The following is a 23,268-nucleotide window of genomic DNA, read 5'->3' on the forward strand; positions in this document are numbered from 1 at the left end:
ACAGGGGACGGCGGCTCCGGACCGCCCCTTCACCGCGTCGGGGTGCAGCGCCGCGTAGGCCGCGACGAGGTACCCGCCGCGAACCGGCCTCGACCGACTTCCCGAAAGGCACGCCATGACGATCGGCCCGGACGCCGGCACGTACGAGGTGCTGCGCGACCGTCTCACCGCGCAGGCCGCCGAACTCGCCCGGCGCGCCGAGGCGCTCAACGCCCGGCGGAGCGAGGAGTTCGGCTCGACGCGGCTCGAACTCGCCGGCACCGGGCGACTGCGCACGGACCACGCCGCGGTCCCCGGGGACGTCGTGGCGGTGGGCGCCGCCCTGCTCGTCGGCTCCAACGCCGTCCCGAGCCGGGAGGCCGACACACGCGTCGGCGACGTCCTGGCCCTGTACGACCGCGACCTGGAACGACTGCCCGACGACGCCGTGCCCGGCCTGCTCGACGACCCCGCCTTCGTCCGCGAGTTCGGCGCCCTGCACCGCTACTACCGCCAGGCTCGCCTCCTCCGGCTCCGCCGCACCGAGGGCAGGCTGCTCGCCGTGTTCCAGACCGGCGAGAAGGCCGACGACACACGGGTGCTGCGCTGGGCCCTGTCCGACGACGGAGCGGTCAGGTTCCTGGACGCCCGGGGCGAGCGCGACCACGTCCTGCCGCCGTCCCACGACGTCGAATGGACCGACACCACGCGCGAGAACCACGTCCTCGGACGGCACCCGCACGTCTCCGTCCGGGGCGAGGTGTTCGTCTCCGCGGTCGGCGGTGTCCTCACCGTGAAGACCGACGACGACACCGAGACGGCAGAGGGCGTCCACACCGAGCCCGTGGACGAGCCGCTGCAGTCCCTGGCGGACGCGGACATCGCTTACGCGCGCGTGGGCGCCCTGATCCTCCTGCGCGTCCGCCCCTACAAGGAGGACACCGACCGCCACCTGGTGTTCAACACCCTCACCAGGGCCGTCGTCCGCCTCGACGGCATAGGCCGGGCATGCCGCCGTCTGCCCGAGGACCAGGGGATCGTCTTCCCGGGCGGCTACTGCCTGGCCTCCGGCACCCACAAGACGTACGAACTGGACACGACCGAGCTGGAGTTCGAAAGGGAGATCCGCTCCCCGAACGGCGAGGACGTGCTGTACGCCTTCCACGCGCGCGTGGAAGGCCGCAGCCTCCTCCTGCCGTACAACACGATCCGCAAGGAGATGGCGGCCCCCCTGCCCTGCCACGGCTGGGCGCTCTTCGACGACGGCGCCCTCGCCATCCTCCGGGCCGACCTCGACGAACCGCAGCGCGTCCACCCCGTACAGCTGTGGAACTCCCCGTACGTCTCGGACACCTACGCCGCCGCCCAGCCGGTCGGCACCGGGCCCCTGGCCCGCATCGGCAACGCCGACCTCGTGCGCGGCATCGCCGACTGCCTCACCATCACGGGCGCCGTCGCCGACACGACCCCCACGAGCGAGGTGTACGAGGCGCTGCTGGCCGCCTGCTCCCGGGCGGCGGACACCCACCACTGGCTGGGCGACCCCGAACTCGGCGACCTCCACACCCCGCTGGCTCGACTGCACGACACGGCCCAGCAGGTCCTGGCCGAGTTCGCGACCGTCCAGGCCCTCACCCGGCAGGCCGAGGACGCGCTCACCGAAGCCGCCGCGCGGGTCGCCGAGGTCGTGCGACGCCTGCGTGGCGAGTCCGCGCGCAGCGCGGCGGACTGGGTGACCGGCCTGACCGAACTGCGCCGGGCGCAAGGTCATCTGCTCACCCTCAAGGACATGCGGTACGCGGACACCGCCCGCATCGACGAGCTCGCCGCCGCCACCGAGTCCGACCTCGCCGCCTTCGGCCGGCGCGCCGTGGCTCACCTCGCCCGCGAGGACGCCTTCGCCGGCCACCACGCGCAGGTCGAGCAGCTCGTCGCCGATGCCGAGGCGATCGCCACCGCGGCCGAGGCGACGCCCGTCGCCGCCCGCACGGACGAACTGGCCGACGGGCTGCGCACGGTGACCGAGGTCGTCGCCGGCCTCGACATCGGCGACGCCACCGTCCGCACCGCGATCCTGGAGCGCATCGCCGAGGTCCTCGGCGGCGTCAACCGCGCCCGCGCCGCCCTCGACGGCCGTCGCCGCGCACTCCTCGACCGGGAGGGACGGGCCGAGTTCACCGCCGAGTTCGCCCTGCTCGGCCAGTCCGTCACCGGCGCGCTCGCCGCCGCGGACAGCCCCGAGGCGTCCGACGAGCAGCTCGCCCGCCTGCTCGTACAGGTGGAGAACCTGGAGTCGAGGTTCGCCGAGTTCGACGACTTCCTCACCACCCTCGCCGACAAGCGCGACGAGATCCACGAGGCGTTCTCCGCCCGGAGGCAGACCCTCGCCGACGCCCGCGCCCGGCGCGCCGAACGCCTGGCCGACTCGGCGGCCCGCGTCCTGCGGACCGTCGCCCGCCGGGCCGCCGCCCAGCCGGACGCGGACGCCGTCGCCACGTATTTCACCTCCGACCCGATGCCCGCCAAGGTCCGCCGCACCGCCGGCGAACTGCGCGACCTCGGCGACCAGGTGCGGGCCGAGGAACTGGACGGCCGGCTCAAGGCCGCCCGTCAGGAGGCGCTCCGCGCCCTGCGCGACCGCACCGACCTGTACGCCGACGACGGCCGCACGATCCGCCTCGGCACCCACCGCTTCGCCGTCAACACCCAGCCCCTCGACCTCACCCTCGTCCCGCACGGCGACACCCTCGCCTTCGCCCTGACCGGCACCGACTACCGCTCCCCTGTGACGGACCCCGACTTCGGCGCCACCCGCCCGTACTGGGACCGTCCCCTGCCCTCGGAGTCGCCCGAGGTCTACCGCGCCGAGTACCTCGCCGCCCGCCTGCTGGACGAACACGGACCCGAGGCCCTGGCGGAGGCCGACCTGCCCGCCCTCGTGCGACAGGCCGCCGAGTCGGCGTACGACGAGGGCTACGAGCGCGGGGTCCACGACCACGACGCGACAGCGGTCCTCACCGCGCTCCTGCGCCTGTACGAGGGCGCCGGCCCGCTGCGTCACGAACCTGCCGCACGAGCAGCCGCCCAGATGTTCTGGGCGCACGGTACGACGGACGGGGAGCGGCAGGACTGGACCCGGCGAGCGGTGTCCCTGGCCCGCGCCCGGGACACCTTCGGCCTGACCCCCGCCATCGCCGACCTGAGGCGGGAGCTGGCCGAAGTCGCGGGCGGAGAAGCGGCGGCCGCGTACCTCTTCGAGGAACTGACCAGCGGCCCGCCCGGCTTCGTCATCAGCGCCGGCACCCGCACCCTGCTGGACAAGTTCCGCCGCACCGTGGGCACCCCGGCCTACGACGACGACCTCACCGCACTCACCGACCCGGCTGCCCGGCAGCAACTGGTCGAGGCATGGCTGACCGCGTACGCCACCGCAACCGGAACCGACCTCACCCCCGGCGACCTGGCCGAGGCGGTGGCCGCCGAACTCTGCCCCGGCCTGACCCGCTACGAGTCCGACGCACCGCTCACCGAAACCGTCACGGGCCTGCGCGGCACCCACCCCCGCGTCACCGGCCGTGCCCTCACGGTCCGGGTCGACGAACTCCTCGCCCGGACGCGGCGGTTCCGCACCCACGAGGTACCCGGCCACCGCGCCTACCAGCACCGCCGCACCGCCCTGGTGGACGCCGAGCACACCCGCCTCCGCCTGGACGAGTACCGGCCCCGCGTGATGTCGGCGTTCGTCCGCAGCAGGCTCATCGACGAGGTGTACCTCCCGCTCGTCGGTGACAGCCTCGCCAAGCAGCTCGGCACCACGGGCGACTCCAAGCGCACCGACTCCGGCGGGCTGCTCCTGCTCATCTCCCCGCCCGGCTACGGCAAGACGACCCTCATGGAGTACGTCGCCGACCGGCTCGGCATGATCCTCGTGAAGGTCGACGGCCCCGCACTCGGCCACACCGTCACCTCGCTCGACCCGGCCGACGCCCCGAACGCCACCGCCCGCCAGGAGATCGATAAGATCAACTTCGCGTTGGCGGCGGGCAACAACACCCTCCTCTACCTGGACGACATCCAGCACACCTCGCCCGAACTGCTCCAGAAGTTCATCCCCCTCTGCGACGCCACCCGCCGCATCGAGGGCGTGTGGGACGGCGCACCGCGCACCTACGACCTGCGCGGCAAACGCTTCGCGGTCTGCATGGCCGGCAACCCCTACACCGAGTCCGGCAGCCGCTTCCAGGTGCCCGACATGCTCGCCAACCGCGCCGACGTGTGGAACCTCGGCGACGTCCTGACCGGCAAGGGCGACACCTTCGCGCTCAGCTTCATCGAGAACGCCCTCACCGCCAACCCGGTCCTCGCCCCGCTCGCCGGCCGCGAGCGCACCGACCTCGACCTGCTGATCCGCCTCGCGCAGGGCGACCCGGCGGCTCGAGCGGACCGCCTGACCCATCCGTACGCCCCCGCGGAGCTGGACCGGATCCTGGCCGTAATGCGTCACCTGCTCACCGCGCGGGAGACGGTCCTGGCCGTGAACGCGGCGTACATCGCCTCGGCGGCCCAGTCGGACACCGCGCGCACGGAACCGCCCTTCCGGCTCCAGGGCTCCTACCGCACCATGAACAAGATCGCCCAACGCGTCCAGCCCGTCATGAACGACGTCGAACTGGCCGCGCTGATCGACGACCAGTACCGGGCCGAGGCCCAGACCCTCACCACCGGTGCCGAGGCCAATCTCCTCAAGCTCGCCGAGCTGCGCGGCACTCTCACAGCCGAGCGGTCGGCGCGCTGGGCCGAGGTGAAGTCGGCCCATGTCCGAGCGCAGTCCCTCGGCGGCCCCGAGGACGACCAACTCGCGCGGGCCGTCTGTGCCCTCGGTCTGCTGGCCGACCGGATCGCAGCCGTCGAGTCGGCGATCAACCGGGTGGGCGACCCGCGCAACCTGATCGCCAACCCCGCGGCTCGCCATGCCGCACGGCCGGTGCCGGGCGGCGGGGACTGAGACGCGACGTGTGCCGCTCCTGGACGTCCAGGCGCTCCACGACCGCCCGTCGTGCAGCGCCTGGCCCTCTGGGGCCGCCTGGGGTCACTTGTTCCCTTCGGAGCTGCCGTGCGGGCCCGCGCCGGAGCTGTCGTGCGGGCCCGCGCCGGGACGGTCGTCGCGGTGGCGGCTGCCGGGCAGCATCTCCTGGACCTTGGCCTTCAGCCCTTGCTTCACCATGGAGCCGCGGTCGCTGTCCCCCTTGAGGATCGCGGTCGCCGCGGCCTCGATCTGGTCGAGTGAAGCGTGCGGCGGGATCGGCGGCACGGCCGGGTCGGTGCGGAAGTCGATGACGAAGGGCCGGTCGGCGGCGAGAGCCTGGTCCCAGGCGGATTCGACCTGCTTGGGCTTCTCCACCCGGACGCCGTCCAGGCCGATGCTCCGGGCGATGCCCGCGTACGGCAGGTCGGGGATGTGCTGGGACTGCTCGAACTGGGGGGCGCCGGACATGGCGCGCATCTCCCAGGTGACCTGGTTGAGGTCGCCGTTGTTCAGCACGGCCACGATCAGCCGCGGGTCGGACCACTCGCGGTAGTACTTCGCGGCGGTGACCATCTCCATCATGCCGTTCATCTGCATGGCGCCGTCCCCGACCAGGGCGATGGCGGGGCGGTCGGGATGGGCGAACTTCGCGCCGATGGCGTACGGCACCCCGGGCCCCATCGTCGCCAGGGTGCCGGACAGGGAACCGCGCATCCGGCCGCGCAGCCGGAGGTGGCGGGCGTACCAGTTGGCGGCCGAGCCGGAGTCGGCACTCAGGATCGCGTCCTCGGGCAGCCTGCCGTCCAGGGCGTGGACGACGTACTCCGGGTTGACCGGGTCGGCGCTGACGGCCGCGCGCCGCTGCATGACCTCCCACCAGCGGGCGACGTTCTTCTCGATCTTCTCCCGCCAGGTCCGGTCCTCCTTGCGGTGCAGGCGGGGCAGCAGCCGCTGCAGGGTCTCGCGGGCGTCCCCGACGAGGTTGACCTCGTTCGGGTAGCGCAGGCCGATCATGTGCGGGTCGATGTCGATCTGCACGGCCCGCGCCTGGTCCAGCTCCGGCAGGAACTGCGTGTACGGGAAACTGGAGCCGATCATCAGCAGGGTGTCGCACTCCTGCATCAGCTCGTAGGAAGGGCGGGTGCCCAGCAGCCCGATGGAGCCGGTGACGTAGGGCAGGTCGTCGGGCAGGGCGTCCTTGCCGAGCAGGGCCTTCGCCACGCCGCCGCCGAGCACGTCGGCCAGCCGTTCGACCTCGGCCCGCGCCCCGCGAGCCCCCTGCCCGATGAGGACGGCGACCTTCTCGCCGGAGTTCAGCACGTCGGCGGCCCGCTGCAGGTCCTCCTCGGCGGGCACCGGCGCGTACCGTCCCAGCCCGAGACTGGAGGGCACCATCTTGAAGGCGTGCGTGGGCGGGCTGTAGTCCAGCTCCTGCACATCGGCGGGGAGGATGATCGCGGTGACGGTGCGCCTGGCGTACGCGGTGCGGAAGGCCCGGTCGATCAGGTTCGGCAGTTGCTCGGGCACCGTCACCGTCTCGCAGAAGTCCGAGGCGACGTCCTTGTACAGGGCGGCGAGGTCCACTTCCTGCTGGTAGGAGCCGCCCATGGCGCTGCGGTTGGTCTGCCCGACCAGCGCCACCACCGGAACGTGGTCGAGCTTGGCGTCGTAGAGCCCGTTCAGCAGGTGGATCGCGCCCGGTCCGGACGTCGCCGCGCACACGCCCACCTTGCCGGAGAACTTCGCGTAGCCGACGGCCTGGAACGCCGACATCTCCTCGTGCCGGGCCTGGACGAACTCCGGCTTGTTGTCCGCGCGTCCCCAGGCCGCCAGCAACCCGTTGATGCCGTCGCCCGCGTAGGCGAAGACGTGGTCGACGTCCCACTCGCGCAGCCGCTGGAGAACGTAGTCGGACACCTTGGTGCTGGCCATGCGAGCTCCCTTTCCGATCCGCTGCTGAGCGACCGTCCCCGGCGTCAGGACGCGTGGGGGCGGGCACGACACCCCCTGGGTAACCGTGCGGCTACGCGGGAAACGTGGCCCGCACGAAGCCCGGCCCGGCCGCGCGGTCGCCGCGAGGCGTGGCACGGGGCGGGACGGATACTCGTCCGCCATGACTGAGACACGGCCCCTCGCCCTGATCACCGGCGCGTCCAGCGGAATCGGCCACGAGCTGGCACGGCAGTTCGCGCTGCACGGTCACGACCTCGTCGTGAACGCCGAGGACGAGCGGCTGGAGACCGCCGCACAGGAGCTACGGGAGACGGGTGCGCAGGTCAGCGCCGTGCGCGCCGACCTGCGGACCGGCGAGGGGCGGTTCCGGCTCCTGGACGCGCTCGACGGTCTGACGGTCGACGTCGCCGTCCTCAACGCCGGGGTGGGCCAAGGCGGCGCCTTCGTGGACACCGACCTCGCCGACGATCAGGAGGTCATCGACCTCAACGTCACCGCGACCGTGCGGCTGGCCAAGACGCTGCTGCGGGCCATGGTGGCGCGCGGCGCGGGCCGGCTCGCCTTCACCTCGTCCGTCGCCGCGACGATGCCCGGTTCCTTCCAGCCCGTCTACAACGCGTCCAAGTCGTTCGTGCAGTCCTTCGCCCAGGCCCTGGCGGAGGAGGTGAAGGACACCGGCGTGACGGTCACCTCCTTCATGCCGGGCCCGACGGACACGGACTTCTTCGACCGGGCGGACATGGCGGACGACACCCGGATCGGCACCGCGAAGAAGGACGATGCCGCGCAGGTGGCCGAGCAGGCGTTCGAAGCGATCGTGAAGGGGGAGAAGAAGGCCGTGACCGGGTCGTTGAAGTCCAAGGCGCAGGGCTTGGCCGGGAAGGTGCTTCCCGACGGGGTGAAGGCGGCGGCCCACCGGCGGATGGCGGAACCGGGGACCGGTGCGGAAGAGGACCATGGGAGGCAGAAGTGACGCCACAGTGGCCTCGGTGGCTGAAGCGCGCCGGTGTCGCCCGGGCCGGCGTGGGCACTCCCGGTGCATGAGTGCCCACCGACTGGTTCCCGAGTCCCTGGCTCTGCTCACCGAGGGCTACGCCTGGCTGCCCGATCTGATGCGCGTCGAGAACGACACGGCGCTGAACCTCCGCGTCCTCGGCCACCCGGCCCTGGCCGTGCGGGGTCCGGACGCGGTCGGCTTCTTCTACGACGAGGAGCACGTCCGGCGCCACGGCGCGCTGCCCGGCCCGGTCCTGAGCACCCTCTTCGGCCACGGCGCGGTCCACACCCTCGACGGCGACGCGCACCGGCAGCGCAAGGCGTTCTTCCTGCCGCTGCTGGAGACCGACGCGGTGACGGGCTCGGCCGGTCACATCGCCGAAGCCTGGGACGAGGCCGTACCGCGCTGGCGGGCGCAGCCGGAGGTGGTGCTCTTCGACGCCGTCGGCCGGGTCGTCGCACGCGGGGTCTGCCGATGGGCCGGCGTTCCCCTCGCCGAGGACGAGGAGGAGCCGCTGGCGCGTGATCTGCTGGCCATGGTGGACGGTTTCGCCACGGCGGGTCCGCGGCACTGGCGGGCCAGGAGGGCCCGTACCCGGCAGGAACAGCGTTTCGCCGCCCTCATCACAGAGGTGAGGTCCGGCACGGTCCGGCCCCCCGCGGATTGCGTGCTCGACCGCGTCTGCCGGTACCGCGACGCCTCCGGTGCCGAGCTGACGCCCCGGATCGCCGCGGTGGAGCTGCTCAACGTCATACGGCCCGCCACCGCGCTGAGCTGGTTCGTGGCCTTCGCCGCGCACGCCCTGCACCGGTGGCCGGAGCACAAGGAGCGGCTCCGGTCGGGCGAGGAGGGATACGCCACGGCATTCGCCCACGAGGTGCGACGGTTCTACCCCTTCGCCCCGTTCCTGGGCGGCCGGGCCGTCACCGACCTGACCTGGCAGGGCCGCCGCGTCCCGGCCGGTGGCCTGGTCCTGCTGGACGTCCACGGCCAGAACCACGACGAGCGGTTGTTCAAGGACCCCTACGTCTTCCGCCCCGAACGCTTCCTCGACCAGCCGCCCGGCCGGGACGAACTGATCCCCCAAGGCGGCGCGGACCCACGGAACGGACACCGCTGCCCCGGCGAGGCCATGGCCGTGGGCATCCTGGAGACGCTCGCCCGGCGCCTGGCGGCCCTGGACTACCAGGTGCCGCCGCAGGACCTGAGCATCCCCCTGAACCGCATCCCCACCCGGCCCCGCAGCGGAATGATCATCCGGACGCTCGCGTAGCGGGGGGCGGAGCACCTGCGGCTCGGACGCTGCCGGGCTGCTCGACGGGCGAGCTCACGGGACAGACGAGTGAGCTCACGGGACAAATGCCTCGCCGAGTGTTTCGGCCGGCGACGACGAGTCACCGGTGTGACCGGCAGGCGATGCGCGGTGACGCAAGGAGGAGAGCTGATGTCGAACCCGCAACAGCCCGAGCTGCGGCGCAGTGACAAGGGCGCGGGCACTCCGCAGGACAGCGAGGCCCGCAAGGCGGCCCAGCCCGCCGGAAAGGGCGGCGGCCGCCCTCACGGCACCGACCGCGGCGACAAGGGCGGAGGCGAAGGCGGCGGTACGCCTCCCGAGCAGCAGCCGGACCACCCGGCCTGAGCCGGCCGCGCGGACCGGTGAGCGCGAGGCGAACCGGTCCACGCGAGCCGGTGGCTCACCCGATTCGAGGCTCCGCGCCAGGAGAGTCAGGTACCGCACCCCACGGGTACCGATGACGCGCGCGGCGCACAGCAACCGTGGGTGCCGGGAGGCAGGCGTGGACCCGTCGGTGGACCGTATCGCGCAGCCCTGGGGGGCGCGGACTCCCTACGGCCGGCACGAGCCGTGGCCCGCGCGCGTGGACACCTACTTGGCGGAAGGCGTCGCAGAGGACCCGGGTGGAGCGGTGGGTGCAGACCGCCTCGATCCTCCACTCGGACGGGGACGCCATGGACGTCGCCGTCGCGGACGGGCGTATGGCCGGCGTCCGCGGCCGGGCCCAGGACCGCGTCAACCGCGGCCGGCTCGGACCGAAGGATCTCTTTGGCTCCACAGCTCCTGACCGGCCTGTGACCTGAAACGACGACCCCGACGCCGTCGGGTGGTCCGGTGCGAGGCCGGCGGCTCACGGAGCTCCCGGGTGCGCCGACTCCGCCGCGGCCTCGGCCTCGTGATGGCGCTCGCTGCCCGCCGTGAACTCGCGGGCGTAGGTGGCCTCGTCCAGTGCGGCGCGCAGACGGGCCGCGATGCGCTCGACGTCGCCCCGTTCCGCAGGGGGGTGCGGGGCGCCCGCCCGTTCACGGGTCGCCGCCGCCGTGCCGAGGAGGCGGGCCGCCCGTTCCGGGACGCCGGACAGGGAGTACGCCCCGGCCAGGCCCTCCAGGGCCAGCGCGACCGACCGGGGGTCCCTGGTCGTGGCCGCGGCTGCGAGGCCGTCGCGGTGGCAGGCCACGGCACGGCCGGCGTCGCCGCGCTGTTCGGCTATGAAGCCCAGTTCGGCCAGGACCAGTGCGAGGCCGGGGCCGTCGCCGCGGCGCCGGTTCCAGGCGAGCCAGGGCCGCAGCCACTCCTCGGCTCCGTCGAGGCGGCCCTGCCGGCGGGCGCTCAGGGCGAGGCCCAGCGCGGCGTACTGCTCGGCCGGCTGGTTGCCCTGCCCCACCGCGATCCGCAGGGCGCGCGTGTGCAGGTCGTCGGCCTCGTCGTAGCGCTGGGTGAGCAGGGCGATCCTGCCGAGACCCGACAGCTTCGTGGACATCTCCGGCCAGGTCTCCAGTTCCTGGGCGATGCGCAGGCTCTCCCGGTGCAGCCGGGCGGCGAGGTCGTAGTCGCCGTTGATCTCGGCGAGCCTGCCCAGCACGTCCGTCGTCTTCAGCCGGCCCCACAGGTCGCCCAGTTCCGCGAAGTGGGCGCGGGCGTCCTCGGCGTTGCCGCGCAGCGACTCCAGGTCCCCGCGGGCCAGGGCGAAGCACGCGCGCGTGGTCAGCGCGGCGGCGGTGCCCCACGCGTCGCGCAGGGTGCGGAAGCGCACCAGGACGCGCTCGACCCGCTGCTCGCCCTCGACCAGCGCCCCCACGGTCCACTGCGCGTGCGCCAGGAACCACTGGGCCCTCGTCGACTCCAGCGTGGACCCCGGCGGGTACTCCTCCGGGGCGTCGCACTCCCGGTCGTGCTCGCCGAGCAGCAACCGGATGCCCGTGTACCAGAACACCGCCTCCGCACGCTCCTCGGGCGCGGCCTCGCCCGGCGTGTCCAGGGCCGTCGCCAGCGACCTGCGGGCCTCGCCCAGTCGGCCACGGACGTACCAGTACCAGGTCAGCGAGTTGACCAGGCGCAGCGCTTCCTGCGCGGCCCCGGCCCGGCCGGCCTCGGCCAGCGCGCGCTGCACATTGGCCGCCTCCACGTCCAGGTACCGGAACCAGCGGGACTGCTCCCGTCCGTGCAGATGCGGCCTGGCCCGCTCGGCGAGGCGGACGCAGTGGCGCAGATGCCGGGCGGCGGTCCCGGCGTGCTCACCCGACCCGGCGAGCTTGTCGCGCGCGTAGACCGCGACCGACTCCAGCAGCCGGTAGCGCGGCCCCTGCGGTCCCTCGGTGCGGACGGCCAGGGAGCGTTCCACCAGCAGGCTCAACGCGTCCAGGACGTCGGCGGGGGACACACCGCCGCCGGAGCACACGTCCTCGGCGGCCCGCAGTCCGCACCCCTCGGCGAACACCGACAGCCTGCGCAGCACGGTCCGTTCACGGTCGTCGAGCAGGCTCCAGCTCCAGTCGAGCGTCGCCTGCAAAGTCCGGTGGCGTGAAGGGGCGTCCCGGTAGCCGCTGTTGAGCACCTTGAACCGGTCGTCGAGCCGGTCGTGCAGTTCCCTGATGCCCAGCGATCTCACGCGCGTGGCGGCCAGTTCCAGAGCGAGCGGGATGCCGTCGAGGCGCCGGCACACATCGGCGACCAGCGGGGCGGTGGTGGAGTCGAGCACGAACTCCGGGTCCGTCGCCCTGGTCCGGTCGACGAAGAGGCGTACGGCCCCCGCGCTCGTCAGGGCGTCGAGATCCGGGCCGTCCTCCGGCGGCAGCGACAGGGGCGTCACCGGATACACCGTCTCGTCACGGGTGCGCAGTGGTTCCTGGCTGGTCGTCAGGACGCTCAGCCGCGGGGCCCGGTTCAGCAGCAGACCGGTCAGTTGCGCGACGGCCTCCACGACGTGCTCGCAGTTGTCCAGCACGAGCAGCAGCCTCCGGCCGGCCAGGGCGTTCGCCAGGCGGTCCGTGGGGCCCTCGGCGACGTCGTCGGAGGTGCTCTCCCTGATTCCCAGGGTCGCCATGACCTGCTCGGCCAGCGCCTCCGCTCCGGCGAACCGCTCCAGGCCCCCGGTGTCCGCGAGTTCCACCAGCCGGGTGCCGTCACCGAACGTGCCCGCCAGGCTCTCCGCCGTGGCCTGGGCGAGGCGGGTCTTGCCGACCCCGCCCGGGCCGGTGAGCGTCACCAGACGGCGCCGTGAGAGCAGGGCCCGGATCGCCCGGACGTCCTGTTCGCGGCCCACCAGGGGCGATGCCGGCCCGGTCGGCCCCGGCCCCGTAGGCACCCCCGCGGCGGACGGCGCGGGCGGCTCCGGCCGGGCCGGCACCGGATCGTGGCGCAGGATGGCCTGCTGCAGCGCCTCCAGGGACGGGCCGGGAGTCAGCCCCAACTCCTCGTCCAGCCGGCGACGCAGATCGTTGAAGCAGTCGAGAGCGTCGGAGGAGCGCCCCGCCCGGTACAGCGCCCACATCAGCGCGCCCCGCAGCCCCTCGCGCAGCGGATGCCGCGCCACCAGCCCGGTCAGCTCGCCCACCAGCGGGCTGTGCTCGCCCAACTCCAGCCGCACGGCGGCGTGTTCCTCCACCGCCGTCAGCCGCTCCTCCTCCAGGCTCGCCGCCGTCGGCCGCACGGACGGCTGGTCCGCGAACTCGGCGAAGGCGGGGCCGCGCCACAGCGCCAGCGCCTCGGTGTAGAGCGCCGCCCGCGTCACCCGGTCCTCGCCGGACCGGGCCCGGGCGACCAGCTCACGGAACCGCCCGGCGTCGATCGCTCCGGCCCGGGCGTCCAGGACGTACCCGGGCGGCCGGTGCGCGATCAGTTCGCGCCCGCCCGCCTCCGCGTCCTCCAACGCGCGCCGTAACTGGGAGACCTTGGCCTGGAGCGACGCCGTCGGCCGGGCCGTGAACGTCGAGCCGCCCCACAGGTCCTCGATGAGCCGCGCCGCCGGCACGACCTGCCCGTGGTGGGCGAGCAGATCGGCGAGGAGCAGGCGCACCTTGACTTCGGGTACCCGCACGACACGACTCTCGTCCGTGCGCACCTCCAGCGGCCCCAGCACCCCGAATTCCATGATCTCCAGCGTAACCGCCCGGCGACCGGCGTGACCGGCGACGACAAGGGCTCGGCCACCGCTCCGCAGGGCGTTCGGGCACCGTTTCCGAAGTGGTCCGAAGCGAATCCGAAGTGGTCCGAAGCGAATCCGAAGGGGCATGGGTCAGGGTTCCCCGAGGAGTGCGGTTCGGCGGGGCGCGGAGACGGGGGCAGGTGGCCGAGAATGAGCGACTGCGGCCGGCGATCACCATCGGCAGTATCAAGAAGGGCCGGTTCGGGCACGTCACGGCGGTATGGCCGGCCTCCCGGGCCCGGCTGCGGCCGGACTTCGACGGTGAGCTTCCACAACTGCTGGGAGCGGCTCGGCCCCGACGGCACCCTGCCCGCCTCCGACGACTGGGACGTCCCGGCCGGCGCCGCCGCCGGCAGTGCCACCGCGGTCGCCGAGGACGTCTTCGTGCCGGCCCACCACGCCGTGTCCTTCGCACGCCCTCGCCGACGCCGACCTCGCACTGCAGGGCCGCGTCCTGGTCGGGCCCGGAGCCCGGCACCGTCTTCCTCTGAGTCGACGCCCCGGACCGTCCATTCCACCGGCGCGCCCCGCGTGCCGGATCGCACAGCACACCACTTCGTACTGGAGGAACACATTCATGGGTGACAACCACACCTCGGTGACGGTGCTCGGCCTCGGCCTGATGGGGCAGGCCCTGGTCGCCGCCTTCCTGAAGGCGGGCCACGCCACCACCGTGTGGAACCGTTCGGCCGGCAAGGCCGACGGACTCGTCGCGGACGGCGCGGTCCTCGCCGCGAACCCCGCCGACGCCGTCGGCGCCGGCGACCTCGTGGTCGTGTGCGTGTCGACGTACGACGTGGTGCACGACGTCATCGGCCCGCTCGGTGACGCCCTGCGCGGCAAGACCGTCGTCAACCTCACCACCGGCTCCTCCGAGCAGGCCCGGCAGACCGCCGAGTGGGCGGAGAAGAACGGCGCACAGTACCTCGACGGCGCCATCATGATCACCCCGCCCGGCATCGGCGCCGCGACCTCCGTCCTCTTCTACGCCGGTGACCAGGCCGTCTTCGACGCCCACGAGCCCGTGCTGAAGCTCCTCGGCGGCGGCACCACCTACCTCGGCACCGACCACGGCAAGCCCGCCCTGTTCGACGTGTCGCTGCTCGGCCTGATGTGGGGTGCCCTCAACAGCTTCCTGCACGGTGTGGCCATCGTGGAGACCGGCGGTGTCAAGGCGCAGGAGTTCCTGCCGTGGGCGCACATGTGGCTCGACGCCATCAAGATGTTCACGGCCGACTACGCCGCGCAGATCGACGCAGGCGACGAGAAGTTCCCGGCCGACGACGCGACCCTGGAGACCCACCTGGGCGCGCTCAAGCACCTCGTCGAGGAGTCCGAGGCGCTCGGCCTCGACACCGAACTGCCCAAGTACTCCGAGGCGCTGATGGAGGGCGTCATCGCACAGGGCCACGCCAAGAACAGCTACGCCAGCGTCGTGAAGGCGTACCGCCGCCCGAACCGGTGAGCACCGGGCCCGGTATCCGCTGCACCGCCTGACGAAGGGCCGGTTCCGAATCCCCGTCGGAACCGGCCCGTTCGTCGTCCCCGTGCGCGAAGCCCGAGATCGCCCTGCCGGTGCCCTCCGCGATCCTCCTCGCCACCGAGCCCGCCGGTTCCCCCACCTGGACCCGCCGGCGTCCGCGGACGACCGTCGGCCCTCGCCGCGGACCGCCGACGACCGTCGAAATCCGGTCGTCCGCGACGGCCGGCCGGACCCAGCGCCTGTCGTTCACAGCAGCCCGCGGACGCGGGGTCCGGCACGCGCATCTGCGGCGTTGCCGCCGGCCGGCTACGGAGTGGGGGTGCACCGGTTCACCGGCACACCCCGGCCCGCACGCGTCCCGCCTGCTCATGTTCGAGTTCGTCGGCTACGACGTGCCGCGGGACCTCCTTGGTGCGGCGGCGTCGTAATCGCGCCGATTTTGCGGACGTGGCCAACGGCGAGGTGAGCGACGGGGCGAGCGGCGCGAGAATGGTGAGGGCCTGGCGCGGCACACGCGGAACTCGCGGGCGAAACGATCCGCCAACCCCGCCGCCGCCGGGCGAGTTCCGAGATCAGGCTCGCTCCCCCCGATGTGATCGGACCGTCTTCAGACCGGCACGCACGCGCCGGAACGGAGGACTGACTCATGGCCACCCCACTCACCGCCGCCCGGCTCGTCGCCGCGCTGAAGGCCGAGGGCTGCGCCGTTCGCGAAGTATCCGGCTGGCGCACCAACAACCGTAATCACAAGGGCCCTTGGGGTCCCGTGCACGGCGCGATGATCCACCACACCGTCACCGGCTCCGGCACGGACGTCGTCGGACTGATCTTCCGCGGCCACAGCGCCCTGCCCGGCCCGCTCGCCACCGGATGCATCACCAAGGACGGAGTCGTCCACCTCACCGGAAACGGCCGGGCCAACCACGCCGGAGGCGGTGACCGTGACGTGCTCGACGCCGTCATCGGCGAGTCGTACGGCACGTATCCGCCCCCGACGCACGAGCACGACGGCTCGGCCGGCGCTGTCGACGGCAACGCCCGCTTCTACGGCTGGGAGTGTGAGAACAGGGGCGACGGCAAGGACCCGTGGCCGCCCGCCCAGTACCTCGCGATGGTCAAGGCCACCGCCGCGATCTGCCGCGCGCACGGCTGGGGCCACAAGAGCGCCATCGGCCACCTGGAGTGGAGCGACTGGAAGGTCGACCCGCGCGGATTCGACATGGCCGGCTTCCGCCGCGACGTCGCCGACGCCCTGGCCCTCCCGGCGGGCCGGTGGGAAGGAGAGGACCCCATGCCCCAGTACGTCAACCTCGGTGTCGCCAGGGAGTACCGACTCGCGCCCGGCGCCTGGGACTCGGTCGAGTTCACCGCGGAGTGGACCGACGAGACCGGCCACCACGGCACCGGCGGAAGCGTGTTCGCCCGGGGCCCGTCCCGGTTCAGCGGCACCGTCAGCCTCCACATCGACGGACTGCCGGCGGGTGCCGTCGTGCAGGCGCGCATGTCGGAGTACGAGGGCGACGAGCACCGGGCCGACCACCCGATCCACGAGATCACCGGGACCGGCGGCGGCAGCTTCGTGGTGGTGCCCGTGACCAAGCGGCTCGCCCGGGGGCGCAGCATGCGGGTGCGGCTGCTGAACCAGGCGGGCGTCCCCGTCACCGTCGTGAGCGCCGTACTGACCGCGCTGGTGTGGAAGGAGACCTGAGCACCACCCCCCGGGAGACGATCGCCCGCCTCCGCGCGTATACCCGGGCATGAACCGAAGCGAGCCACCTCCGTTACGAGTTGAACGAACGCACGGCCCTGTGATTAGGGTGCGGGCGATGTTCTGCGCGCACCCCACCCCCTTGCTCCCGGCCGCAAGAGGCACCCACGCCTCCAGTCGTTGCGGGAGGTGCCGTGAGTGACACGATGACCACGGCCGTTCCCGGGGCCGAGGTGACGCGGGCGCCGGTGACCAAGGAGCAGGACGCGGCGCCCCGCCCGGTCCGGCAGCGGGACGCGTTCTTCGACAACGCCAAGTACCTCGCGATCGTGCTGGTGGCCGTGGGACACGCCTGGGAGCCACTGCGCCAGGGCAGCAGGGCCGTCACCGCCCTCTACATGCTCGTCTACGCCTTCCACATGCCGGCCTTCATCATCATCTCCGGCTACTTCTCCCGCACCTTCGACGGCAGCCCCACCCGGCTCCGGCGCCTGATCACCGGCGTCGCCGTCCCGTACGTGGTGTTCGAGACGGCGTACACCCTGTTCACCCGCTGGACCAGCCAGGACCCCGACCGCCCGGTCAGCCTGCTGGACCCCCTGTATCTCACCTGGTTCCTCGCGGCTCTGTTCCTCTGGCGGCTGACCACGCCCCTGTGGCGGCTGGTGCGGTGGCCGCTTCCGCTCGCCCTGGGCATCGCGATGCTGGCGACGACCGTCCCGTCCATCGGCCACGACCTCGATCTGCAGCGCACCCTGCAGTTCCTGCCGTACTTCGTGTTCGGTCTGCTGCTGCGGCCGGAGCACTTCCGCCTGGTACGACGGCGTGCGGTCCGGATCCTCGCCGTGCCGGTGGCCGCCTGCGCCCTGGCCGTGGCGTACTGGGCGGTCCCGCGGATGGACTACGCCTGGTTCTTCCACGCGGACAGCGCCCCGGAGCTGGGCGTCCCCCTCTGGTATGGGCCCGTGATGACCCTGGCCGCCTTCGGCTGCTCGCTCGTCCTGGCCGGCTGTTTCCTCGCCTGGGTGCCCGGGCGCCGGACATGGTTCACCGTGCTGGGCGCCGGCACGCTGTGCGGCTACCTGCTGCACGGCTTCGTGGCGCAGGCCGCGAAGTACTGGGGCTGGTACGAGCCGGCCTGGGTCCGCGGCCCCGCCGGTCCGGTCGCCGCCACCCTGGTCGCCGCCGTGGCCGTCACCGCCCTGTGCACTCCGTCCGTACGGCGGGTCTTCCGCCCCGTGACGGAACCGGGCATGGCCTGGGCGTTCCGCACCGCGGCCGCCACCGGGACCGCGCCCGTCGGGCTGCGCCCTGACCGCACAGCCCACACGCTGGAGGGACAGCACACTTCTCCGCGAGGGAGCATCGGCATGGCGACGGGCCGCAGCGAGGGCGGGAAACCGAAGAAGGGCGACAAGGTCACCTGGAGCAGTCACGGCAGCCGGACCGAGGGCGAGGTGGAGAGGGAGATCACCGAACGGACCGAGGCGTCGGGCCGCACGGTCGACGCCTCACCGGAGGAGCCGCAGTACGAGGTGCGCAGCGACAAGTCCGGCAGGACCGCGGTGCACAAGCCGTCCGCGCTCAAGAAGAAGAAGTGAGGCGGCGTGGACGGTGAGGAGCGCGAGGAGACCTGGAACGACTTCCGTGAGCTGGTGAACATGACACCGGCGGACCTGGAGCAGTGGCTGGAGTCCGACGAATCGAAGAGCGCCGGTCAGCACCAGGACGGGGGCGAGTCCACCGGGCACGCCTCCGGCCGCCGGATCGTGGCCATCCTGCGGGCCGGGAAGGGCGACCTCACGGACGACGACTACCGGCACATGCGCAAGGTCGTCGGCTACGTCCGCCGCCACCAGGCCCAGCGGCCCTCCGGGGACGTCCGGGACACGCGGTGGCGGTACTCCCTGATGAACTGGGGCCACGACCCGCTGAGCGGGTGATCAGCGCGCGCCGGTGTCGTGCGGGGCCGTGGCCACACCGTTCAGCGCCTGGCTCATCTGGTGCTGGGTCTCCTCGGCCACCACACGGGCCTCCTCGACGACGTCACCCCGTTCGCGTATGAGGCTCTCGTAGATCGGCAGTTCTTCGGCTCGGGTCGAGTCGGTTTTCACAGCGGGTTCCAATCGGTTTGCAGCCGGGATCTGAGGGGTCCGAGTAAGTCTGCGTCACGGCTCCTCGCCGCGTTACCCACCCCCGTGGTGTCCAGAACTCCGTCACGTGCTTCGCGAATTCCTCACGTTTGCGATACGTGACGGCCACCGCCGCGCGCACACGAAAGGGCCCCGGGAAACGCTTCCCGGGGCCCGTCGCGCGGAGGTCGTCAGAGCGACGTCGTGTGGACGCCCGCGTGCGCGCCCGCAGCCGCGCCCTCCGGCGACAGGGTCGCCTGCAGGGCGGCGCAGGCCTCGCCGGTCAGGGGGCCGACCAGGCCGGCGGAGAGACCGCCCACGAGGCCCGCGGAGACATCGACGCCGCCCGCGTTGCCGCCGGCGACGGTGTCCAGGTCGGCGTCGGAGAGCTCGGCGGTGGCGACCCGAGAGGTGAGGTTCATGGGGGTGTTTCCCTTCGCGTGAATGTCTCGCAGTGACGGTGAGCGCGAGTGGCGCCGGAATCCGGGGACCAGCGCCCGTCCCGGCCGCTCCCGCCGTGCGCAGGATCAAAACACTCCGCGGAGAGGAGAGCCAACCGACCTCCGGCGATGCGCGGCTCCTTCGGGCGGTCGCCTTCACCGCTGTGACCGCGGGGTCACCGGATGAGCCCATTCCTTCACAGAGCCCGTCGCCCGGTTGGGTGCCGGAGTGTTGCGCCCCGGTTCCGGAAGCGGGCACTTCGCCGCCAAGCTCCCCTGCCGGGGAAGGGACCCGTCGGCGGGCCGGGCGGCGCTCCGCCTCCCGGCCCCCGGTGTGCAGATGTCCTGGAGGTTCGGGCCCCGTCCCCGTCAGGGCGCCGCGGCCGGCTGCATCAGACGGGCCAGCAGGTCGTCCAGGATGACCAGGCCGGTGAGCCGGCCGGAGCCGTCCCGGACCACGGCCAGCGACGACCGGCGGCGGCGCAGCACCTCGATCGCCTCGGCGACCGTGGCGGTCTCCGCCAGCTCGGGCACCGGCCGGGCGAGGTCCCGCGCGGTCGTGGCCCGCCCCCGGGCCCGCGCCACCAGGGCGTCCCGGGCGTGCACCGAGCCGAGGACGGCGCCGTTCTCCCGGACCAGCAGCCGGGTGCGGTCGTGCTCCGCGGCGAAGCGCAGCAGCGCCTCGACGTCCGCGCCACCCTCGGCCCAGGTGATCTCGGAGGCCGGGATCCGCAGCGCGGCGACCGGTGTATCCGGCTCGGTCAGTGAACGGGTCAGCAACTCCGAATCGGTCGCGCTGATCAGACCCAGCCGCTCGGACTCCTCCACCAGGTGCGTCAGCTGCTCCCGGTTGTGCACCGAGGCCAGCTCGCCGCGCGGGGCCACCCGGCACAGCCGCACCAGCGCGTTGCTCACCGAGTCGAGCAGCCGGATCAGCGGACGCACGGCCCGCACCACGGCCCGGAAGGCCGGCGACAGCAGCATCGCCGAACGCTCGGGGTGGGCGATGGCCCAGGACTTGGGCGCCATCTCGCCGACCACCATGTGCAGGAACACCACCACGACCATCGCCACGGCGAAGGCCACGCCGTAGCTGACGGCACTGGGCAGGCCCAGCGTGTGCAGCAGCGGGTCGAGTTCGTGCGAGATCGCGGGTTTCGACACCGAGCCCAGGCCCAGCGTGCACACGGTGATGCCCAGCTGGGCGCCGGCCAGCATCAGCGACAGCTCGCGCATGCCGGCCAGGGCCGCGCCGGCGCCGCGCCGCCCGTCGGCCGCAGCCTTCTCCATCCGGTGCCGTTTGGCGGCCACAAGAGCGAACTCGGCCGCGACGAAGAAGCCGCTGCCGATCAGCAGCAGCACGGTCACGAAGACCGCCATGGGGAAACTCACGCCATCTCCTCGGCTTCCGCGGCCTCCACGAGCGGGCTGATCCGGACCCGGTCGGCCACGTGCCGGTCCAGCGTGCGCACGTCGATCACGGCCCGGCCGCCCCCGGGCAGCCCGACCGTGACGCGGTCGCCGACCGTCGGGAAGCGGCCGAGCCGGTCCACGACCAAACCGGCCACGGTGTCGTAGTCGTCGTCCTCCGGCAGCCGGACACCGGTCGCCTCGGCCACCTCGTCCACCCGGCGGCCGGCGTCCACCAGCCAGCCGTCGCCGTCCGCGACGGCGAGCAGGGTGACCTTGTCGGACTCGTCGGCGATGTCACCGACCAGCTCCTCGGCGATGTCCTCGTAGGTGACGACGCCCGCCACGCCGCCGTGCTCGTCCAGGACGACCGCGAACTCGTCGTCCTGCTCCCGCATCCGCGTCACCGCGTCGGGCAGCGTGAGGGTGTCCGGCAGCAGCAGGGGCCGCCGCGCCACCTCGCCGGCCCGCGCACCGGCCATGCGGGCGGCGGGCAGTGCCATCAGCTCGCGCACGCCCAGCACACCCACGATGTCGTCCGGGTGGTCCCCGAGCACCGGGTAGTTGGAGTGGCCGTGCCGGGCGATCAGACCGACCGCCTCCTCGGCGCCGGCGTCCTTGCGCACGAACACGGCGTCCGCGCGCGGCACCATCACCTCGTCGAGGGAGCGCTCGGAGAACTCCAGCGCGTGGTCCAGCAGCGCGGCGGTGTCCTCGGGCAGCTCGCCCTGCTCGTGGGACTCGCCGATCAGATGGCCCAGCTCCTCCAGCGTGGCGCCGTGGTGCAGTTCCTCGACGGGCTCGATCCCGGCCTTGCGCAGCAGCCGGTCGGCCGCGCGGTCGAAGACCCGTACGACAGGTCCGACGACCTTCAGATACGCCAGGGTGGACGGTGCCAGCGCCTTCGCCAGCCGCTCGGGCACGGCGATAGCGAGGTTCTTCGGGGCGAGTTCGCCCAGGACCATCTGCACGACCGTGGCCAGGGTGAAGGCGAGTACGACGGCGATGCCGCCGACGGCCGCGTCCGGCAGGCCGAGCCCCGACAGGACGGGCCTGAGCAGGGCGGACACCGACGGTTCGGCGATGAAGCCGACCACCAGACCGGTGACGGTGATGCCCAGCTGCGCGCCGGACAGCATGAACGACAGCCGCTCCAGCACCGTGAGGGCGCGGGCCGCCCTGCGGTCCCCGGCCTCGGCCTCACGCGCGAGGGTGAGCCGGTCGGCGGAGACGTAGGCGAACTCCTGGGCGACGAAGTAGCCGGTGCCGGCGGTCAGCACGAACACGGCGAGCAGGCCCAGCAGGGCCTCGGCGGCACTCACCGAACACCACCCCGCCGTGTGCCGCGATCACTGGTGCCGTGGCGGGATGGTCGGGGACTGTGCCCCGGAGGGTCCGTCGGTCTGGCGGACAAGAACGTGCTCCTTCAGAGGTTGTGTGTCTCCGGTACAACGCGTTCCGTCGCGCCGGTGTTCCCGGATTCTACGACCGTGTAGAGAAAGCCGCCCCGCTACTCCGGGCGGGACTCCTCCTCGAGATCCGGCACCAGCCCGCGCATCGCCGCGCACTGGTCCGGGCCCATGAAGCGGGCCAGGGACTCGGTGACCGTCTCGGCGAGCGGGGCGGAGGCTTCCTGGAGCAGAAGCCGCGCCTTGTCCGTGAGGGCGACCTCGACGCCCCGCTTGTCACCGCGGACCGACCTGCGGGTGACGAGGCCGGCGTGCTGGAGGCAGGCGATCTGGTAGGTCAGGCGGGTCTTGGGGCGGCCCAGGAGCTCCGCGACACGTGTCATGCGCAGGCCGCCCTCGGGCTGCTCCGCGAGCAGGCACAGGACCAGGAACTCGTCGTGCGAGATGTCCAGCTTCTCCTTCACGACCGTGCGCAGCCGCTGCTCCACGGCTCCTGTCGCGGCCAGCAGCAGCATCCAGGCGCGCAGTTCGGCGGGCAGCAGCCCGCCACCGCCGAGGGACGGGCATTCGGGCAGGTCGGTGGGGTGCTCCCCGGGGGCGGCCATGGTGCCGATTCTACCTGTCGTCCAAATTTGGAGCAGTCGGTCGTCCAAGATTGAATTAACTGCTAGCGTCCCTGCCAGTCATCCAAATTTGAACGACATCGCAGGGGGAACCATCATGACCGTCGCCGTGGAAACCGGACAGTGGCAGCTCGACGCGACCGCATCGACCGTCGGCATCCGGCACAAGACCATGTGGGGCCTGGTCACCGTGAAGGGCGCGTTCGGCGTCGTCAGCGGCGAGGGCGAGGTCCGGTCCGACGGGTCCGCCGTCGGCACCCTGACCTTCGACGTCGCCTCCCTGGACACCGGGCACGCCAAGCGCGACACCCACCTGAGGTCGGAGCAGTTCTTCGACGCCGACCACCACCCCGAGATCACCTTCGCGGCCCGCAGCGCCGAACTCCGTGACGGGAACCGGGCGCACGTCAACGGCCAGCTCACCGTGCGCGGCATCAGCAGGCCGCTGGCCCTGGACGCCCGCGTGACGGACCAGGACGCCGGGAGCCTCACCCTGGACACCGAGTTCACCGTGGACCGCGAGCAGTTCGGCATGAGCTGGAACCAGCTGGGCATGATCCGCGGCCAGGCCACGGTCGTGGCCACCCTGCGCTTCACCCGGGCCGCGGCCTGATGCCGCCGTCGGGCGGCCTCGGCCTGACGCCGCCGTCAGTCCGCCCGGCCGAGCACG

At 72.8% G+C, this 23,268-nt stretch carries 16 protein-coding genes and 2 pseudogenes; 11 read left to right on the top strand and 7 right to left on the bottom strand.

Annotation, left to right across the window (positions count from 1 at the left end; genetic code table 11):
• Window positions 1-115 precede the first annotated feature (115 nt).
• Entirely contained in the window at window positions 116-4,984 is a 4,869-nt protein-coding gene (locus tag ACFY9S_RS23090) for a DNA repair ATPase (RefSeq protein WP_391131497.1), read from the top strand.
• 84 nt (window positions 4,985-5,068) lie between these two features.
• Here ACFY9S_RS23090 and ACFY9S_RS23095 read toward each other — a convergent pair whose 3' ends face one another.
• Window positions 5,069-6,937, bottom strand: a complete 1,869-nt coding sequence (locus tag ACFY9S_RS23095) for a thiamine pyrophosphate-requiring protein (RefSeq protein WP_391131499.1) — start codon at window positions 6,935-6,937, stop codon at window positions 5,069-5,071.
• Between the two features lie 181 nt (window positions 6,938-7,118).
• Here ACFY9S_RS23095 and ACFY9S_RS23100 point away from each other — a divergent pair, with 181 nt between their 5' ends.
• From ACFY9S_RS23100 to ACFY9S_RS23115, 4 genes and pseudogenes are all read left to right on the top strand, one after another.
• Window positions 7,119-7,931 (top strand): SDR family NAD(P)-dependent oxidoreductase, encoded by an 813-nt coding sequence (locus ACFY9S_RS23100; protein ID WP_391131501.1) that lies wholly within the window; start codon window positions 7,119-7,121, stop codon window positions 7,929-7,931.
• Window positions 7,932-7,998: 67 nt separating this feature from the next.
• Entirely contained in the window at window positions 7,999-9,228 is a 1,230-nt protein-coding gene (locus ACFY9S_RS23105) for a cytochrome P450 (protein WP_391131503.1), read from the top strand.
• Between the two features lie 171 nt (window positions 9,229-9,399).
• Window positions 9,400-9,594 (top strand): hypothetical protein, encoded by a 195-nt coding sequence (locus tag ACFY9S_RS23110; RefSeq protein WP_391131505.1) that lies wholly within the window; start codon window positions 9,400-9,402, stop codon window positions 9,592-9,594.
• A 112-nt stretch (window positions 9,595-9,706) separates the two neighbouring features.
• Window positions 9,707-10,022: pseudogene (locus tag ACFY9S_RS23115) on the top strand (hypothetical protein); the annotation flags it as partial.
• 77 nt (window positions 10,023-10,099) lie between these two features.
• Here the strand turns inward: ACFY9S_RS23115 and ACFY9S_RS23120 are convergent.
• Complete coding sequence (locus ACFY9S_RS23120) at window positions 10,100-13,339, bottom strand: BTAD domain-containing putative transcriptional regulator (RefSeq protein WP_391131507.1); 3,240 nt, start codon at window positions 13,337-13,339, stop codon at window positions 10,100-10,102.
• A gap of 631 nt (window positions 13,340-13,970) precedes the next feature.
• Between ACFY9S_RS23120 and ACFY9S_RS23125 the strand changes: the two genes are divergently transcribed.
• From ACFY9S_RS23125 to ACFY9S_RS23145, 5 genes and pseudogenes are all read left to right on the top strand, one after another.
• The gene (locus ACFY9S_RS23125) at window positions 13,971-14,858 is read left to right on the top strand and encodes an NAD(P)-binding domain-containing protein (protein WP_391131509.1); all 888 of its coding nucleotides are present in this window, start codon (window positions 13,971-13,973) and stop codon (window positions 14,856-14,858) included.
• 664 nt (window positions 14,859-15,522) lie between these two features.
• On the top strand, window positions 15,523-16,584 hold the full coding sequence (locus ACFY9S_RS23130; protein ID WP_391131511.1) for an N-acetylmuramoyl-L-alanine amidase: 1,062 nt from the start codon (window positions 15,523-15,525) through the stop codon (window positions 16,582-16,584).
• Between the two features lie 206 nt (window positions 16,585-16,790).
• Window positions 16,791-17,864: pseudogene (locus tag ACFY9S_RS23135) on the top strand (acyltransferase family protein); the annotation flags it as partial.
• 90 nt (window positions 17,865-17,954) lie between these two features.
• Window positions 17,955-18,185 carry an HVA1 family protein gene (locus tag ACFY9S_RS23140; protein ID WP_391131628.1) on the top strand — a complete coding sequence of 77 codons (231 nt, stop codon included), beginning with the start codon at window positions 17,955-17,957 and terminating at the stop codon, window positions 18,183-18,185.
• A gap of 6 nt (window positions 18,186-18,191) precedes the next feature.
• Window positions 18,192-18,527: a DUF3140 domain-containing protein gene (locus ACFY9S_RS23145; RefSeq protein ID WP_391131513.1), complete on the top strand. Its 336-nt coding sequence runs from the start codon at window positions 18,192-18,194 to the stop codon at window positions 18,525-18,527.
• Here the strand turns inward: ACFY9S_RS23145 and ACFY9S_RS23150 are convergent, their stop codons facing one another.
• The 5 genes from ACFY9S_RS23150 to ACFY9S_RS23170 all read right to left on the bottom strand — a co-directional run bounded on the left by ACFY9S_RS23150 (window position 18,528) and on the right by ACFY9S_RS23170 (window position 22,580).
• A complete protein-coding gene (locus ACFY9S_RS23150; RefSeq protein WP_391131515.1) occupies window positions 18,528-18,698 on the bottom strand; it encodes a hypothetical protein in 171 nt (56 codons plus the stop codon).
• 209 nt (window positions 18,699-18,907) lie between these two features.
• On the bottom strand, window positions 18,908-19,138 hold the full coding sequence (locus ACFY9S_RS23155; RefSeq protein ID WP_391131517.1) for a hypothetical protein: 231 nt from the start codon (window positions 19,136-19,138) through the stop codon (window positions 18,908-18,910).
• A gap of 387 nt (window positions 19,139-19,525) precedes the next feature.
• Complete coding sequence (locus ACFY9S_RS23160) at window positions 19,526-20,548, bottom strand: CNNM domain-containing protein (RefSeq protein ID WP_391131518.1); 1,023 nt, start codon at window positions 20,546-20,548, stop codon at window positions 19,526-19,528.
• Entirely contained in the window at window positions 20,545-21,888 is a 1,344-nt protein-coding gene (locus ACFY9S_RS23165) for a CNNM domain-containing protein (protein WP_391131520.1), read from the bottom strand. The genes ACFY9S_RS23160 and ACFY9S_RS23165 overlap by 4 nt, the downstream gene beginning before the upstream one ends.
• Window positions 21,889-22,076: 188 nt before the next feature.
• Window positions 22,077-22,580: a MarR family transcriptional regulator gene (locus ACFY9S_RS23170; RefSeq protein ID WP_391131522.1), complete on the bottom strand. Its 504-nt coding sequence runs from the start codon at window positions 22,578-22,580 to the stop codon at window positions 22,077-22,079.
• A gap of 115 nt (window positions 22,581-22,695) precedes the next feature.
• Between ACFY9S_RS23170 and ACFY9S_RS23175 the strand changes: the two genes are divergently transcribed.
• Entirely contained in the window at window positions 22,696-23,211 is a 516-nt protein-coding gene (locus ACFY9S_RS23175) for a YceI family protein (RefSeq protein ID WP_391131524.1), read from the top strand.
• Window positions 23,212-23,268 lie beyond the last annotated feature (57 nt).

Source organism: Streptomyces sp. NPDC012474 (genome assembly GCF_042955185.1).
Classification (GTDB): domain Bacteria; phylum Actinomycetota; class Actinomycetes; order Streptomycetales; family Streptomycetaceae; genus Streptomyces; species Streptomyces cahuitamycinicus.